The organism is Streptococcus sp. 1001283B150225_161107_H12, from assembly GCF_015552665.1.
Taxonomy (GTDB): domain Bacteria; phylum Bacillota; class Bacilli; order Lactobacillales; family Streptococcaceae; genus Streptococcus.
The window spans coordinates 27,573-44,768 of record NZ_JADNFC010000001.1 but is presented as its reverse complement, the minus strand read 5'-3'; the positions used below and the strand labels follow the sequence as shown (position 1 = coordinate 44,768).

Annotated in this window: 13 protein-coding genes; 5 read left to right on the top strand and 8 right to left on the bottom strand. The window is 43.7% G+C overall.

What is annotated here, in order from left to right:
• Positions 1-54: 54 nt before the first annotated feature.
• The 3 genes from metE to I2C87_RS00185 all read right to left on the bottom strand — a co-directional run bounded on the left by metE (position 55) and on the right by I2C87_RS00185 (position 5,774).
• A complete protein-coding gene (gene metE / locus I2C87_RS00195) occupies positions 55-2,304 on the bottom strand; it encodes a 5-methyltetrahydropteroyltriglutamate--homocysteine S-methyltransferase (RefSeq protein ID WP_195323620.1) in 2,250 nt (749 codons plus the stop codon).
• 707 nt (positions 2,305-3,011) lie between these two features.
• A complete protein-coding gene (locus tag I2C87_RS00190) occupies positions 3,012-4,619 on the bottom strand; it encodes a glycoside hydrolase family 13 protein (RefSeq protein WP_195323619.1) in 1,608 nt (535 codons plus the stop codon).
• 114 nt (positions 4,620-4,733) lie between these two features.
• Entirely contained in the window at positions 4,734-5,774 is a 1,041-nt protein-coding gene (locus I2C87_RS00185) for an acyltransferase family protein (protein ID WP_195323618.1), read from the bottom strand.
• A gap of 120 nt (positions 5,775-5,894) precedes the next feature.
• On the opposite strand from I2C87_RS00185, the gene pabB reads away from it, so the two are divergent.
• The 4 genes from pabB to I2C87_RS00165 all read left to right on the top strand — a co-directional run bounded on the left by pabB (position 5,895) and on the right by I2C87_RS00165 (position 10,359).
• Complete coding sequence (pabB, locus tag I2C87_RS00180) at positions 5,895-7,625, top strand: aminodeoxychorismate synthase component I (protein ID WP_195323617.1); 1,731 nt, start codon at positions 5,895-5,897, stop codon at positions 7,623-7,625.
• The gene (locus I2C87_RS00175) at positions 7,622-8,236 is read left to right on the top strand and encodes an alpha/beta fold hydrolase (RefSeq protein WP_195323616.1); all 615 of its coding nucleotides are present in this window, start codon (positions 7,622-7,624) and stop codon (positions 8,234-8,236) included. Before pabB ends, I2C87_RS00175 begins: the two co-directional genes overlap by 4 nt.
• 407 nt (positions 8,237-8,643) lie before the next feature.
• Complete coding sequence (locus tag I2C87_RS00170) at positions 8,644-9,552, top strand: ABC transporter ATP-binding protein (protein WP_195323615.1); 909 nt, start codon at positions 8,644-8,646, stop codon at positions 9,550-9,552.
• A 54-nt stretch (positions 9,553-9,606) separates the two neighbouring features.
• On the top strand, positions 9,607-10,359 hold the full coding sequence (locus I2C87_RS00165; protein ID WP_195323614.1) for an ABC transporter permease: 753 nt from the start codon (positions 9,607-9,609) through the stop codon (positions 10,357-10,359).
• A 20-nt stretch (positions 10,360-10,379) separates the two neighbouring features.
• Here the strand turns inward: I2C87_RS00165 and I2C87_RS00160 are convergent, their stop codons facing one another.
• Both I2C87_RS00160 and I2C87_RS00155 read right to left on the bottom strand, forming a co-directional pair.
• Positions 10,380-11,267, bottom strand: coding sequence for a sensor histidine kinase (locus I2C87_RS00160; RefSeq protein WP_195323613.1), 888 nt, complete (start codon positions 11,265-11,267; stop codon positions 10,380-10,382).
• Positions 11,267-11,956 (bottom strand): response regulator transcription factor, encoded by a 690-nt coding sequence (locus I2C87_RS00155; RefSeq protein WP_195323933.1) that lies wholly within the window; start codon positions 11,954-11,956, stop codon positions 11,267-11,269. The genes I2C87_RS00160 and I2C87_RS00155 overlap by 1 nt, the downstream gene beginning before the upstream one ends.
• A 203-nt stretch (positions 11,957-12,159) precedes the next feature.
• On the opposite strand from I2C87_RS00155, the gene I2C87_RS00150 reads away from it, so the two are divergent.
• The gene (locus I2C87_RS00150; protein ID WP_195323612.1) at positions 12,160-12,693 is read left to right on the top strand and encodes a hypothetical protein; all 534 of its coding nucleotides are present in this window, start codon (positions 12,160-12,162) and stop codon (positions 12,691-12,693) included.
• A 126-nt stretch (positions 12,694-12,819) separates the two neighbouring features.
• On the opposite strand, the gene I2C87_RS00145 is transcribed toward I2C87_RS00150, so the two are convergent.
• From I2C87_RS00145 to spxB, 3 genes are all read right to left on the bottom strand, one after another.
• Positions 12,820-14,259, bottom strand: coding sequence for a 6-phospho-beta-glucosidase (locus I2C87_RS00145; RefSeq protein ID WP_195323611.1), 1,440 nt, complete (start codon positions 14,257-14,259; stop codon positions 12,820-12,822).
• A gap of 209 nt (positions 14,260-14,468) precedes the next feature.
• Complete coding sequence (locus I2C87_RS00140; RefSeq protein WP_195323610.1) at positions 14,469-14,816, bottom strand: VOC family protein; 348 nt, start codon at positions 14,814-14,816, stop codon at positions 14,469-14,471.
• 59 nt (positions 14,817-14,875) lie between these two features.
• The gene (spxB, locus tag I2C87_RS00135) at positions 14,876-16,651 is read right to left on the bottom strand and encodes a pyruvate oxidase (RefSeq protein ID WP_195323609.1); all 1,776 of its coding nucleotides are present in this window, start codon (positions 16,649-16,651) and stop codon (positions 14,876-14,878) included.
• Positions 16,652-17,196: the final 545 nt, after the last annotated feature.

The window sequence follows — 17,196 nt, the reverse complement described above, 5'->3', positions numbered from 1 at the left end:
TGATTGAGCAATTCTTTTTTTGCTATCGAGCAAGCTTAGGAATTTCTACTTGCTTTATAGCGCTTTACGAGCAGCTTTTGCCGCTTCTACAAGACGGATCAAGCTTTCTTTTGTTTCTTTAATACCACGTGTTTTCAAACCACAGTCAGGGTTAATCCAAACTTTTCTGCTTGGTACTTTGGCAAGGATAGCTTCGATAGTGTGATCGATTTCGCCTTCGTTAGGCACACGAGGTGAGTGGATATCGTAAACCCCAGGTCCAACTTCTGTTTGGAAGTTTTTCGCTTTGAGTTCGTCCAAGATTTCAAGGTTTGAACGGCTTGCCTCAAATGAGATAACGTCTGCATCCATGTTGTCGATGGCTGGGATGATATCTGTAAATTCTGAGTAACACATGTGCGTGTGGATTTGTGTGTCTGGTGCTACGGTTGAGTGTACCAAGCGGAAGGCTGGAATAGCCCAGTCAAGGTAGTCTTCGTACCAGTCACTACGACGGAGTGGCAATTTCTCACGAAGAGCAGCCTCGTCGATTTGGATAATCTTCACGCCTGCAGCTTCAAGGTCAAGAACTTCATCCTTGATCGCAAGAGCGATTTGAAGAGTAGAATCCTTGATAGAGATGTCTTCACGTGGGAATGACCAGTTAAGAATTGTAACAGGTCCAGTCAACATACCTTTAACAGGTTTGTCCGTACGACTTTGTGCGTAGCTAGACCATTTCACAGTGATAGGGTTGAGACGAGTCACATCACCCCAGATGATTGGTGGTTTAACCCCACGCATACCATATGATTGTACCCAACCATTCTTAGAGAAGAGGTAACCTGACAAGTTTTGACCGAAGTACTCAACCATGTCGTTACGCTCGAATTCACCGTGTACAAGCACGTCAAATCCAACTTCTTCTTGCCATTTGATCCATTCGTCGATAGTCTCAGCAAGGAAGGCATCGTATTCTTCTTGTGACAATTCACCCTTACGGAAGGCCAAACGTTTCGCACGAACTTCTTTCGTTTGAGGGAAGGATCCGATGGTTGTTGTTGGAAGGGCTGGAAGTTTGAATGCTTCTTCTTGGATAGCTTCACGTTCTGCAAAGGCTGGCAAACGAGTGTAGTCTGCTTCTGTCAATCCAGCAATACGTGCACGAAGTTCCGCATTTGCTCCGACACGTTCAGTCGCAAAGAGTTCTTTGTTTGCTGCAAGAGCTTCTTCACCTTGACCATTGCGGATAGCATCCAAGTCACGAAGTTCTTCCAATTTTTCAACTGCAAAAGCAAAGTGGTTCAAGATAGCTGGTTCAAAGTCTTCATTGGCAGTTGTAAATGGCACATGAAGCAGTGAGCAAGAAGTTGTCAAAACAATGTTTTCAGCTGGTACTTGTTTCAAGATTTCCAAGCTTGCTTCGTAGTTGTTGCGCCAGATGTTCTTACCATTGACAATCCCTGCATAAAGAGTCTTGTCAGCTGGGAATCCACCTTTCACGAGTTCAAGAGTTTTCTTCCCTTCCACAAAGTCCAAACCGATCGCATCTACTGGCAAGTTCACAAGGTCATTGTAGACATCACGAACATCACCAAAGTAAGTTTGGATCAGAACCTCAAGACCTTTCTTGTCAGCCAAGAGTTTGTTGTAGAGGTTCAAGAAGAGCGCTTTTTCTTCAGCTGATAAATCTTTGACAAGAGCTGCTTCATCCAGTTGAATACGAGTTGCCCCAAGTTCAGCCAATTTAGCAAAAACATCTTGGTAAGCAGCTACTAAGCTATCCACGAAGTCTTCTGCTTTCACGCCTTCTTCAAAGTCTGATAATTGAAGGAAAGTGAATGGTCCAACCACAACCGGACGAGTGTCAAGACCCAAGTCTTTCGCTTCTTGGTACTCATCAAAAATCTTGTGAACAGCCAATTTGACTTCTGTTGTTTTTTCAAATTTTGGAACAATGTAGTGGTAGTTGGTGTTGAACCATTTCTTCATTGGAAGGGCACGCACATCCCCTTTTTCTCCTTGGTAACCACGCGCCAAAGCGAAGTAGCGTTCAAGGTCAGACAAGTCCAAGTTTTGAACCGATGCAGGAACCACGTTGAAGAGGAAAGCAGCATCGAGGAAGTTGTCATAGTGAGAAAAGTCATTTGATGGGATTTCAGTAATGCCTTTTTCTTTGACAATGTTCCAGTGTTTGGCACGCAATTCTTTTGCAGCATCCAACAAATCTTCAGCTGTAATTTCGTTTCTAAAATATTTCTCAGTTGTAAATTTTAGTTCGCGGAATTCACCCAAACGAGGGAATCCGATGATTGTAGTTGACATGTTTTGTCCTCCAAAAATTCAAGTTGAGTCTATCTTATCAGAAGAAGCCCCTTCTGTATAATTGCTTTTCAATGGTTTACGATATAGCCAGAAGCTATAACCTTATAGATCAAGGGTTTCCGCCTCTTGCCATTGACCAGAACTAATAGTCCTTATAAAAAATAACTATAAGGCTTCTACCAGACAGACTGAGCCCCCCTCCCATTGGACAGACCTCGTCCCCTCTAAAACAAAAAAAGAAGCTATCCGCTTCTTTTAGAATGTAGATAAACATTTCTTTACATAAAATAGCTAATTTATTTTTCAAAAAAATTGGTTTCTTTTTTAGTCATTCAAGCAGATTTAAAACTTTCCGCTGTGAGAAAAGTGCCTAAAACAATTACGTTTTAGGCACTCGGGAGTTTTGGGAGTAAAACAGTTTGGGAAACTGTTTTAGCCTGAGCTTTGAAATTAATAAGCGAAGGGGTTCAAAACAAATTGAACACAGGCTGCGGATTGTGTCAAAAAGATAAGTTCTCCTAGAATCGAAAGATTCTGCGTCAAACTTCCTATTTTGACTTTATCCGCAGACGCCCTTTGTATCTTGATTTAGTCATGGAACTTCTACGAAGTTCGCTGACGTCCGTACTCACCTAAGGAAAGTTTTAAAGAAGACTTTATATGCAATCTGAAAAGCTATCCGCTTCTTTTTTTGTAGAAACTTATGCTCAAGTTAGTTGCACACAAAAAGCATCCCAAGGTTCCAATACTTTTGTCTGTTTGACCTGCTCTACATTGGTATTGCTAATGAGGACCTCCTGATAGTCTTCCTCCAGTTTAAAGCTCTGGACTTGACTAGACAAATTGACCACAATCAAATAGCGTTGATTCCCATCTACTCGTTGGTAGGCAAAGACCTGATCAGTTGTATCCACTAACTCAAAGTCTGCCGAGATCAACCAGTCTTGCTCCTTACGGAGGGCAACCAATTGTTGGTAGGTATAAAAAATGGATGAAGGATCAGCCAAAGCCGCTTCTACATTGATTTCCTGATAGTTTGGATTGACAGCTAGCCAAGGGTAGCCAGTCGTAAAACCAGCCTGTGGTTGCTTGGACCACTGCATCGGAGTCCGAGCATTGTCCCGGCCAATATGTCGGATCTGGTCCATAATGGTGTCGAGATCCACTCCCTTTTCGAGGCTTTCCTCGGCGTAGTTAATAGATTCAATATCTTCGATTTCGTCTAGGCTCTTAAAAGGATAGTTGGTCATGCCAATCTCTTCCCCCTGGTAGATATAAGGCGTTCCTCTCATCAAATGAAGAAGAATGGCTAGGGCCTTAGCGGACTTCACCCGATAGGCTTGGTCATCTCCCCAGGCAGAAACAATCCGAGGGAGGTCATGGTTGTTCCAAAAGAGAGAGTTCCAGCCTTCGTCCATGCCCAGCTCCGTCTGCCACTTGTTAAAGATTTCTTTCAACTTAGGAACATTGAGCTTCTTCGCATAGTGCCATTTGGGCTGACCCTCTTGGAAGAGAAGCCCAATGTGTTCAAATTGAAAGACCATCGATAATTCTTCATTGTCAGGACCAGAGTATTGCTTAGCAATCTCAGGTGTCGCTCCCCAGGTCTCCCCGACCGTTAACAAATCCTTATCCCCGAAAGTCGCTCGATTCATTTCTTTCAGATAAGGGTGGAGCATGGGACCATTGGCTACGATCTTCTGATCAGGAATTTTCCCAATCATGTCGATGACATCCATCCGAAAACCACCGATCCCCTTGTCGATCCAAAAGTTCATCATGTCATAAATCTTCTGCCGAAGGGTCTCATTTTCCCAATTCAGGTCTGGTTGCTTCTTACTAAAGAAGTGCAAATAATACTGCTGGGAAGCCGGATCAAATTCCCAAGCTGAACCACTAAAGGTAGAGACAAGATCATTGGGTTGGTCCCGCCAAATATAGTAGTCCCGCTCCGGACTGTTTGGATTTTCTTTCGCTTCGATAAACCAGGCATGCTCATCAGAGGTATGGTTGACCACCAAATCCATGATCATCTTAATACCGCGCTTTTGCCCCTCCTCAATCAATGTTTCCATATCTTCCATGGTGCCAAAGATGGAAGCAATATCCTCGTAATCAGATATATCGTAGCCATTATCATCCATAGGGCTTTGGTAGACAGGAGACAGCCAAATGGCCGTAATACCTAACTTCTCCAAATAATCCAGCTTACTGATGATCCCCTTGAGGTCACCGATTCCATCTCCATTGCTATCTAAAAAACTCTTGGGATAGATTTGATAAATCACGGCATCATGCCACCATTTTTTCTTCATGCGCTTCTCCTTTTTGGTTTTACTTGTAATCCCTTACATCATAACCAAACTGGAAAAGAATTGCAACCCTCAGCTGACCTATCTGTCTCCCTTAAAATAAAAAAAGAAGTCTCTCTAGAGAACTTCCTTTTCAAGACTTCTGTTTTTCTTTTCTTTTTGCCAAGAGTGATAAGAGAGCATGGCCAATCCAAAGAGATGACTTCCCAACAAGGCCGTCACAAAAATCAACTTGCCCCTGTCTGGATAAGAAAGCGGGACATTGCTAAAGCCATAGCGAGCCCATTCGATAAAAATCGGATGCGAAAAGTAAAGCGCCATGCTCATCTGCTTTAAGTACTGCAAATCATAGCTTTTCAAAAAGGACGATCGCAGGCAGGCATTGACCAAATAGACCGTCACAAAGGGAAGGAGCAAGTAAAAGTTCTTATCGATTCCTTCATGTTGAAAAATGATGATGCCTTCCATACAGAACAAGCCAAAGGCGAGAGATAGCTTTTCCCAACGGTGAACCCTAAAGGTTTGTGCATGAAAATGATCATAGAGATAGTAACCCATAAAGATAAAAATGGGCGTGTAAAAGAGACCATTTCGAGCTGTAAAAAATAAATTGCTGTAGAGCTGGTAACCCTCGAGAAGACTCGTGGTGTCCAGATAAGCTGAATAGGTCTCGATCAAGCCCCAGCAGTAAAGAAGAAAGGTGATCACCCCCGTCCAAACCATACCTAAGCGTTTGACCAATTGATTGACCAAAAACAGGCCCAGCAAAAAGGCAGGGATATACCAGAGTTGGTAACACATTCCCAGATAGAGCAGAGCAATCAGAACGCCTGCTGGAAAGAGATAGACAGGGAGATGGAGACTAGAAAAAAAGACCCAGGCATAGGGAAGATAGACACAACTCCAAAATAAATAGGTTTTTACGATTTTGACCAGGTAGGCCTTCATTTTCCTTGCATCTCTTAGTGATGGCTTTAGGAAAAAGCTGGCACAGACGATAAAAAATGGCACCGCTAGCCGTCCAAGGATACTCTTAAGGCCAAAATGCACTGGCTCATAGGAAGTTAAGCGACCACTATGCACCAAAATCACTGCAATCGCAAAGAGGTATTGAAAAAGACTAATACTGGAAGTGTTATAGAGGGAATTCTTTTTCATGGTCCTACTCCTTCGCCAAATGCAGATTCTATGGTTATTTTAGCATGAAAGAGAGGACCAAGCAAGGAATCCTTGCCTCCTTATCTACCTTTTTTCCTCTATTTTTGATATACTCAAAGCATGCACAAACAAACGATTATTGATTTTAAAGAGCTTGGATTGCGACACATTTTCACCAAGCCGCTAAAGGAATTAAAAACAAGAGACCTCGACCAAGTAGAGACTCTTCTGAGAGAGGCGGAAGCCTATCAGGAGGCTGGTTATTATGCCGTAGGCTATGTCAGTTATGAAGCCGCTCCTGCTTTTGAGAAAAAATTAGCCGTCCACCCAGCACCACTCATGGGAGAGTATCTCCTCTATTTCACCATTCATGAGGAGGTCGAGACCCTTCCTTTCCCAGAGGACTACGAGGCAGTGGATCTTCCAGCCAATTGGCAGGAAGAGGTAGAGGCGCCTGCTTATCGAAAAGCTATCGAGACCATCCAGCACCATATCCGCCAAGGGGATACCTACCAGGTCAACTACACCGTCCAGCTTTCTCAAGAGCTAAAAGCTGACCCTTTGGCCATCTACAATCGCTTGGTGGTAGAACAGAGGGCCCATTACAATGCCTTCATTCAGCACGATGATGTGTCCATCCTCTCTATTAGTCCTGAGCTCTTTTTTAAACAAGATGACAGGCTACTGACCACGCGCCCTATGAAGGGGACGACTCGTCGTGGGCTTACCAACCAAACAGATCTTCAAGAGGCTGCTTGGCTAGAAGCTGATCCCAAAAATCGAGCAGAAAACATGATGATTGTCGATCTCCTCCGCAATGACATGAACCGGATTTCGGAAATTGGAAGTGAGCAGGTGACCCGTCTCTGCCAGGTTGAGCAATACTCTACTGTTTGGCAGATGACCTCGACCATTGAAAGTCGCTTGCGCCCCGAAGTCGACCTAGTCCAAACCTTCCAGGCCCTCTTTCCTTGTGGTTCTATCACAGGGGCACCGAAGATTTCTACTATGGAAATTATTCAACAGACAGAGGTTGCTCCTCGTGGCGTCTACTGTGGAACGATCGGTATCCTTCTTCCAAAAGGTAAACGAATTTTTAATGTGGCCATCCGAACCCTCCAAATGCAAGGGCATCAAGCCATCTATGGCGTAGGTGGAGGCATCACTTGGGACAGCAAATGGGAAAGTGAATACCGAGAGACCAAGCAAAAATCAGCAGTCCTCTACCGACAAGAGCCTCGCTTTGAGCTCCTGACGACCGGCCGCATCCACCAAGGAAAACTGACCTTCCTGGAGCAACACCTGACCCGTTTGAGAGAGGCCAGCCGCTACTTTGCCTACCCTTATGATGAGCCAAAACTCCTGAAAGAACTTCAAGAAGAGCTTGCTCGTTGTGATTCCAACCTTGACTATCGTTGTCGGATTGCCTTGCAAAAAAACGGGTCCTTCCAGCTGGCTATCACCGAACTGAAGGACTTGCCAGCTAGCTATCTGCAGGCTCAACTGACCGAGCAAAAGCTTGATTTAGCAAAGCCATTTACTTATTTTAAGACTAGCCAGCGAGCCCATCTAGTAGCTAAAGATCACGAGCAGATCTTCTATCTTCCTGATGGCAGCTTGTTAGAAACGACAATTGGCAATCTCATCCTTGAAATCAAAGGTAATCTCTATACCCCACCAGCTCACCTCCCTATCCTCGACGGGATTTACCGCCGCCATCTCTTAGAAACTGGACAAGTAGAAGAAAAACTGTTAACGCTGAAGGATTTAGGAGTCGCTGACCAAGTCTATGCCTGTAATGCCCTGCGTGGCCTCTATCCACTCGATTTCACTAGAGAGGAGTCAGAATGAAACTTATTTTTTTACATGGCCTAGGCCAGGATGCCCACTCTTGGAAAGGGGTCCAAGATGCACTTTCCCCCTTGCAATCTGAATCTTTCGCTATTTTCTCACATACAAGCGAAAGCTACCAGGAGGCTAAAGAAAGATTGACGGAGTACCTCCAACAAGAAAGCGAACCCTTTATTCTGGTCGGACTCTCACTGGGAGGCGTTCTCGCTCTCGAACTCTCCAGCCAAGACTTGCCACAACTCAAGGGCTTGGTGCTTTCAGGGACGCAATACAAACTCAGCACCAATCTCCTCTATAGGCTCCAAATTCTCCTATTTCGTATGATTCCCAAGCGTGTCTTTGAAAAGCAGGGTGCCAATAAACAGCACATGCTACAAATCTTTACCGAATTAAAAAGTCTCAATCTAACCGATACTGCTAAAACCTGCCCCCTTCCTAGCTTAGTGATCTGTGGCAGCAAAGATGGGGCCAATCAGGCTTCTTCTAAAAAGTTGGCAAATCTTCTGCCAAAAGGTCGCTATCTAGAAATCGCAGACGGAGGTCATCTACTCAATACTCAGAAACCCCATGAACTGGCAGAAGCTATCAAAGAGTTTGTCGCTAGGTTTTAAAATGAGGAGGCTAGCTTAAAAAACAGTTCCTCTTAATGTAGATAACGTATTTTTTCATGTTACATAACTTAAAAATCAAGAAATGTTTATATTTTTAAGTTATGCATGAATATCTAGAGGCTTTCCGCCGTGAGAAAAGTGCCTGAAACACAATTGTTTCAGGCACTCGGGAGTTTTGGAACCTTAGGTCCAAAACTAAGTCATGGAACTTCTTCGAAGTTCGCTGACGTCCATACTCACCTAAGGAAAGCCTCTAAGAAAATTTATTCTTAAAGTCACGGCTAACTTTTAAAAGGTTAGTCTTTTTTTTAGAAATATTTTAGAATTGCTTGATAGTTATTTGAAAAGCAAGCTGTAAACTAAGAGTGTAAAGAAAACAACTAGTCATTTGGACGAAGGAGAAAACCATGGAAAAAGTATTAGAAATTTCCCATTTGAGTAAAAAATTTGGTCATCAATACGCCTTAAATGATGTGAATCTCACCATTCGCAAAGGCGACGTCTACGGCCTGATCGGTAAAAATGGCGCAGGGAAAACCACCCTCATCAAGGTCATCACCCAACTAATTCAGGAAACTGATGGAAGCGTCTCCCTCTTCGCTTCCACGAATCGCTCTCAGTGGACACAAGCCTTGAAACGGGTTGGATCCGTCATCGAGAGTCCCGTGGCCCACAAGCATATGACCGCTTATCAAAATCTGGTCTATTATTGCAAGGCTCGCCATATCCCCAATCCCGACCAGGTCATCAAAGAAACCTTGAACTATGTTGGCCTGAATAATACGGGTAAGAAGAAATTCCGTGATTTTTCACTCGGGATGAAACAACGGTTGGGAATTGCGATTGCGCTCATTGCCAAGCCCGACTTCCTCATTTTGGATGAACCCATCAATGGTCTCGATCCAGTCGGAATCAAGGAATTCCGTCAGATGATCAAGCGCCTCAACGATGAACTCGGCATGACCATCCTCATTTCCAGTCATATCCTGTCCGAACTTTATCTGGTGGCCAATCGTTTTGGTATTGTCGACCAAGGACGCCTGATCAAAGAAATTAGCAAGGCTGAATTCGAAGAACAGGGAGAAGATTACATCATCCTCAAAACTAGCCAACTAGCTCTTGCCAGTCAACTGATCCAGGATCAACTCCATCACCGTATCAAGGTCATCGATAAGGATGGAGAAATCCATATCTTCGGACAGACTCACGATATTAAAGTCATTGTCAAAGTCCTCGTTCAAGCGGATATTGACGTGGACGAAATCTACTATGCCCGTCAAGATCTGGAAAAATTCTTTACGGACTTGGTAGACTAGTCAACCCATCGTCTTGTTTTACTTATCCCACATATTTCATTTAGGAGATTTATCATGTTGCATACCATTCAAGCAGATTTTTATAGACTTTTTCGCTCTAAAGGTTTTTGGATTACAGAAGCCATTCTCGTTCTCAACATCCTGTCTGGAGTCATCTTTGGAGCCACTGGCCACGTCGGCGTCAATACGGAATCCAAATTACCCCAAGCGACCGAAGTTTGGACAGGCTTTAAAGCCTTGACCAACTACTCTTCCAGCATCAGTGTGACCATCCTCTTTACCATTATTGTCATCACCTTGGTCCTGGGAACAGACTTAACACAAAACTTATACAAAAATAGCCTGACCTACGGCGTTTCGCGCACCAGTTACTACTTTGCCAAAAGCGCCGTTGTCCTGACCATCGCTCTCTTCCAATTTCTCGTTTCTTATGGTCTTGTCTTCTTGATCGCGACCCTCTACAATGGACTTGGCACCATGCCTGAGCACTTCCTTGCTCATTTTGGACTGACCGTGCTGATTCAGTTCCTTTCCACCCTGGCTTGGGTCAGCATCATTTCCTTCCTCCTTTACGCTAGCCAATCCATCACCTTGGCTTTCGTTGGCTACTTCATTGGAAATATCCTCTTAAGCCTGCCTGCGCTCTTCTTTAAAGAGATTGACATTCTCCACTATCTAAACTTGGAATTCCAATATTCCATGGTCCAAAGCACCACAGCAACGAACAACACCCTCTCGATTGCCCTTGGCTTCATCCTTGTTTTCGGCTTCCTAGGACTCGCAACTTTCAAACACAAAGATTTATAACAAAAAAGCTTGAGCGGTGCTCAAGCCTTTTTTCTTAGTGTAATAGTCAAAACAAACCAATCTGCCTCCGTTGCCAGTTGCAAGTCGCCCCCCAAGATCTCTACAAAATTTTGAATAATGTAGAGACCCAAGCCAGAAGACTCTTCTGTATCCGACAGATTTTCAGAGTAGAAGCGACTAGCCAATTGGTCTAAATGCTGGATCGGTTGTTGCACAATATTGCGCAGCTCAACCCGAATCGTGTCCGCATCTGACACCAAGGTCAAGCGAGCCTGATCCTTTCCATGCTTGAGGACATTGCTGAGCATATTTTGCAAGAGGCGCTCCCAAAGCTCAGGATCCGTAGCATAATGAAGATGCTCCTCTATCTCCACTTCTAAGGCAATCCCCGCCTCAGACAAGCTATCATAATACTGGAACAACTGCTGGGTTAAGACTTGACTGAGATTAACGTTTGAAATCCGAGGCTGAATAGCTCCCTCCATCAAGCGTCTGTATTCCAAGAGAGATTCCAAGCGTTTTGAGACGACTTGAAGATTGGAAGCAATTTTCTTCAGCTTCTCCTCTTCCTGCGTCCCACCCTTAATGATTTGTTGGGTATAGCCCGACGCAATGGTCAAAGGTGTCCGAATATCGTGAGCAATATTACTGATGGCCATATCCAAGGTCTTTTTCTCTTGAAAGGCAATCCGATTGGTCCGCTCGATCTGATCAAAGAGATCACTGACCTGCTTGGTCAAGGCGACCATTTCTTTTTTTGAAACACGTGACGTTAACCGCACTCCACTCCCATTTTGGAGCTTCTGTTGAATCTGCTCCTGCAAATCTTTGAGAGCAGAGAGTAGGCGAAGGTAGCCAAGTCCCAAGAGAAGGACAAGGACGACTAGAATTAGAACCAATCCCCACATTACTTGTCTCCTTTCAAGCGAACACCCAAGCCCCAGACGGTTTCAATGTATTCCTCATTCGGATCGAGTTGGGCAATTTTCTTTCGGAGATTGCTCAATTGGGCATTGAGGGTATTGTCTCCAGGCAGATAAACTTCTTCCCAGACCGCCTCATACAATTCTTCCTTGGTGAAAATCTTCTTTGGATGTGCTAGCAAGGTCTCAAAAATTTGAAATTCTTTTTTGCCCAAGCGAAGCGTCTGTTCGCCAGACTCCAGTTCAAAGGTTTCTGGATTCAGGATCAGATTTTTAAAGGAGAGCTTTTGCGACGCTTGAGCTTCCTGTGCTACCGTCGGTTGATTTCGCAGCTGCACCGTCACCCGAGCCGCCACTTCGTCCAGATTAAAGGGCTTGACAATATAATCATTGGCACCGGCAAGGAGGTACTGGCTAATGAGGTGTTTATCCCCAAGAGCGGTCATCATGATGACCGGCGCTTGACTCTGCAAACGGATCTCCTCCAGGACCTGATCGCCATTTTTCCCAGGAAGCATGATATCCAGAAGGACCAAATCAATAGCTTCTTGCTGGAAGAGCCGCAGCCCTTCTGTACCTGAAAAAGCCTGAAGGACCTCATAGTCTTCACTTAAGAGACTGCATAAAATTTCTTGGATATCATTATTATCCTCGATTAATAAAATCCGTGCCACTTGCCTCGCTCCTTTTTCCTTTGAACTCCAAATCATTTCTATTCCCCTAGCCTATCAAATAAAAGCTCCTTCGTCAATGAAAATATGAGAAAATTCTATAGTACCCAGGTAGATCTGCATGTTAGGTCATCACAGGATGAACTTGACTATCCTTTCTTTCAAAGGGTATAATAGGACCAATGACAGAATAGGGAGAATCATCTATGAAAAAAAATGCCAAAACTAAAATCAGCCTTGTATCCATCCTCATTATCCTGGGCGTTGCTGGAAAAATGATGCGAGTCATCCACCGACACCAAATTAGAGAGCAACAAAAGCAAACCATCCAAACGACTAAAAAGGTTGCAGAGTTTCAGAAAACACTAGACGAGGAAGAAACGAAGAAACGCAACGAAACCTTCAACAAGGTTTTTAATGAATCCCTAGTTCAGAAAAATTTTGAAAATTGGCAAAAGGTCGACGAACTTCATGGTTTGGGACAAAGAACTGGGCAATTTTATATCTATAACTTTGAAAAAAAAGAAGAGATTCTCTTAGAGAATACTGATCAAGCATTTGTTCTACCCATTCGAAACAAGAGTGATAACGTCACATTTCAGGCCATTTTTGCCCATAAGGACGGTCAGTGGCATATCATGAAGCCAGACGGAAGTTCGCAGTTACAACTAGGAGAAGCCAACATTTCCGCTGAATCTAAGTTTGTCATCGAGAACAATGTCTTAGACTACGACCAGTAAATCAGTAAGGACTCGGCTAAACGACATACAAAAAGCTTAGGACCCCAACTTGTGGTTGGAATTCTAAGCTTTTTAGTTTGCTGCCAGAGAGTCATCCAGAAGATGGTTTAGATCTAGAGGAGACTTTTATTTAACAGAAGCTCCATTGGTCGCAATGACTTCTTTATACCAATAGGAGGATTTCTTGCGCGAACGGGCTAGGGTTCCTTTCCCTTCGTTGTCCCGATCGACATAGATAAAGCCATAGCGCTTCTTCATTTCTCCAGTCCCGGCAGAGACCAGGTCAATACAGCCCCAAGTCGTATATCCCCAGAGGACAACACCATCTTCGTTAATGGCATCTCGCATGGCCTTGACATGGGCAGCCAGGTAGTCAATCCGGTAATCATCAGCTACATAGCCATTTTCATCTGGAGTATCTACTGCACCAAGACCATTTTCCACGATAAACATCGGCTTTTGATAACGATCCCAGATGGTATTGAGGGTAATGCGGAGACCAAGAGGATCAATTTGCCAACCCCATTCCGAGCTTTCTAGGTAGGGGTTCTTCAGAGAGGCAAAGATATTGCCCGCTGTTTTCTCCCTTTCAGCTGGATCCCCTGAAGCGACGCGACTAGCATAGTAGGAGAAGGAAATAAAGTCCACCGTATGCTCTTTCAATAATTGAAGGTCCTGCTCGGTCATCTCAACCGTGATTCCCTGACGCTCCCACTCTTTCTTAGCATAGTTTGGGTATTCCCCACGCGCCTGCACATCGATGAAGAAATAGTTCTTGCGGTCTTCTTCTAGACCAGCCCAGACATCTCGCGGAGCAGAGGTATGCGGATAGTTTGGTCCTGCTGCCAACATACAGCCCACCTTGTTGTTCGGATCAATCTCATGGGCTATCTTAGTGGCAATGGCTGAAGCGACCAATTCATGGTGAGCCGCCTGGTATTTGACTTGCTCCTCATTCTCCCCTTCTTCAAAGCAGAGCCCCGCTCCCATAAAGGGGGCGTGAAGGATCATATTGATCTCATTAAAGGTCAGCCAGTAGTTGACCAAGCCTTTGTAACGAGTGAAGAGCGTTCGGCAGAGGCGTTCGTAGTATTCCAACATCTTGCGACTACGCCACCCTCCATACTCTGTAATCAAATGCATGGGGCAGTCAAAGTGGGTAATGGTCACCAAGGGCTCAATGCCATACTTGTGGCACTCCTTAAAGAGGTCTTCATAGAACTGTAGACCCGCTTCATTCGGCTCCAGTTCATCCCCTTTCGGGAAGATCCGAGACCAGGCAATGGACAAGCGATAGGTTTTAAAGCCCATTTCCCCAAATAGAGCAATATCTTCCTTGTAGCGATGGTACATATCAATGCCATCTTTAGCCGGGTAAAAATAGCCCTCTTCAAAGTCGAACATCTTTTTCTGACCCGTAATAATCGCATGACGATCAGGCCCAATCGGTACCACATCCACATTGGCCAAGCCACGGCCATCTTCATTATAAGCTCCCTCACACTGGTTAGCAGCCGTCGCCCCACCCCAAAGGAAACCATCTGGAAATTGAAGTTTGTCGGTCATTTCTCTACCTCACTTGATTTGATAGGTCTATTATATCCTTCTTTAACCCGAAAGTCTTACAACATCCTAGGGAAAACTGATACTATTCTATGAATACTGCTGTTCACTCGCAACACAAAAAGACCGGATTGCTCCGATCTTTCAATAGTTCATATTCTCACATTCTGTTTTAAGAATCATTAAGGTTAACTTCAAATGACTAAGCACCCTTATTTCATTCTATAAAAATCAATTACTAGACCAGCAGGGCCTTTAACTAATAAGGACTCTGTTCCCCAATCCGTTTCACAAGGACCGTGTAAAATCTCGACACCAATCTCTTTTAACCGCTTTTGGTTCTGGTCGACATCCTCAACCTCAATGTGTAGAATGATTCCTGACTGAAAATTTTCCAAAGGAATCAAATGATTTTGGGATAACATGAGACAGTGACTGCCAATCGTGAACTGAGCAAAACTGTTATCTACATAGTCCGCCTTTTTATCCAAGATACTCTCTAATTCAGCACAAACTTGGGGAACATCTGACACGATAATATCTAATTGATTTAAATTCATTTACTGTCCTCCACAAAAAGACCGGATTACTCCGATCTTTTTAAGTCCCACGTTAGGAATTATTTAATTGCGCGTGATTGCAATCCTTCTTCTTCTAAGAAGAGGCGGAATGGTACAAGCTCTTCTGCTTCGTATTTTTCCTTGAAGGCTTTAATAGCTTCTTCTGAGTGTTGTTTTGGATCCAACTCAAGTACTTCTACTGGAAGTGGACGATGTGGAGTGATGTGAGCATCGATAACAACAGTTTTACCTTCTTTGTTCAATTTAACAGCTTCTGCAACAACTGCATCGATGTCTTCGATACGGTCAACTGTAAATCCTACAGCACCTTGCGCTTCAGAGATTTTCGCATAGTCAGCATTAGGGAAGTCACAACCAAACAAGTGTTTGTTTGTGTCTTCGTATTTGTCCTTGATGAAGGCATATTTACCATTTGAGAAGACAACGTTGATAACTGGAAGGTCGTATTGAACGTTTGTGATAACGTCTGGGTAGCACATGTTGAATGCACCGTCACCCATGATGTTCCATACTTGGCGATCTGGATTGTCTTTCTTAGCAGCGATACCACCAGGAAGGGCAATACCCATTGTCGCAAAGAGTGGAGATGTACGCCACATGTTCTTAGGTGTCATGTGAAGGTGACGAGTAGATGTTTGAGTAGTGTCACCTACGTCGATTGAGTAGATAGCGTCTTGATCAGCATGTTTGTTGATTGCATTGTAGACTTGGTACAATTGCAATTCACCCTCAGTTTTACCTTCGAGTTTGTTCATGTAATCACGCCAGTTTTGGTTGTTCTTCACGTTTGCACGCCACCATGGAGTAGACTCAACTGGGTTTACTTTATCAAGGATAGCTTTAGCTGCTTGACCTGCATCACCAAGGATAGAAGCGTCAAGAGCGTGACGTTTACCAAGTTTGTATGGGTCGATATCCACTTGGATGAATTTTTCAGTGTTTTTGAATGCTTCGTATACTTCAGCAAATGGGAAGTTTGAACCAAGGAAAAGAACTGTGTCTGCTTCAAAGACCACTTCGTTGGCTGGCTTCCAACCAACACGGTAAGCAGAACCTGTCAAACCTTCGTAGTTCCATTCGAAAGCTTCGAAGTTTTTACCAGTTGTGATGATTGGTGCTTTGATTTTACGTGACAATTCAGTGATTACTTCACCAGCTTTAACACCACCGTAACCAGCATAGATTACTGGACGTTCAGCGTTGTTCAAAATTTCAACCGCTTTGTCGATTTCAACTTCGTTCAAAGCAGGAGCGATGAATGAACGCTCGTAAGAACCTGAACCGTAGTATGAGTTTTCGTCGATTTCTTGGAAACCAAAGTTTACTGGAATTTCAACGACAGCTGGACCTTTTTTAGAAACGGCAGCACGGCAAGCTTCGTCAATCACTTTTGGCAATTGCTCTGCGTAAGCTACACGTTTGTTGTAAACAGCGATACCGTTGTACATTGGGTTTTGGTTCAATTCTTGGAAGGCATCCATGTTCAATTCGTTAACTGGACGTGATCCAAGGATAGCAAGGAATGGAGTGTTATCCATAGCTGCATCGTAAACACCGTTGATCAAGTGAGTTGCACCAGGTCCACCTGAACCAACTGCAACACCGATAGATCCGCCAAATTTAGCTTGCATAACCGCTGCAAGAGCACCTGTTTCTTCATGGCGAACTTGCAAGAAACGGATATCTTTGTCTTCAGCCAAAGCGTCCATCAATGAGCTGAGTGTTCCTGATGGGATACCGTAGATAGTATCTACGCCCCATGTTTTCAATACGTTGAGCATTGCTGCAGATGCAGTAATTTTCCCTTGAGTCATTCTAACTCTCCTTTAAATCTATTTTGATCCTTTAAAAATGCAGCATAGCGCTTCTACTTCATCTTTGCGATCAGGTTTCGTTTTGAATTTGAAAATGAGTTTTTTCTGACATTTCTCATGAAAACGATTTACAAAACGATTACAGTATTAATTTATCACAAAGAGATTCACATGTATAAGAATCTGCTCAGAGATGCTCAATCCCTATTCCATAACAGATGCTCTTTTTGAGAAATTTTCACAAACTATCCTACAATAGGGTATTTTACTATAATTTAATACCCTCTTTTCCCTTAGAGCTGTAAGGAAAGATAAAAAAGTGCTACAGCATACTGTAGCACTCCGAACGTATAAAAATGATTTTTTATATAAAATAATATAAAATAAGAAAAACTCTGTAAAAATAAAAGTACTTCCCTATTGTTTTCATTATTTAAATATATCCTGAGAATTTCCGCCGTGAGAAAAGCGCTAGAAACAACTGTGTTTCTAGCGCTCGGGAGTTTTGGAACCTCGTAGAAGTTCGCTGACGTCCGTACTCACCT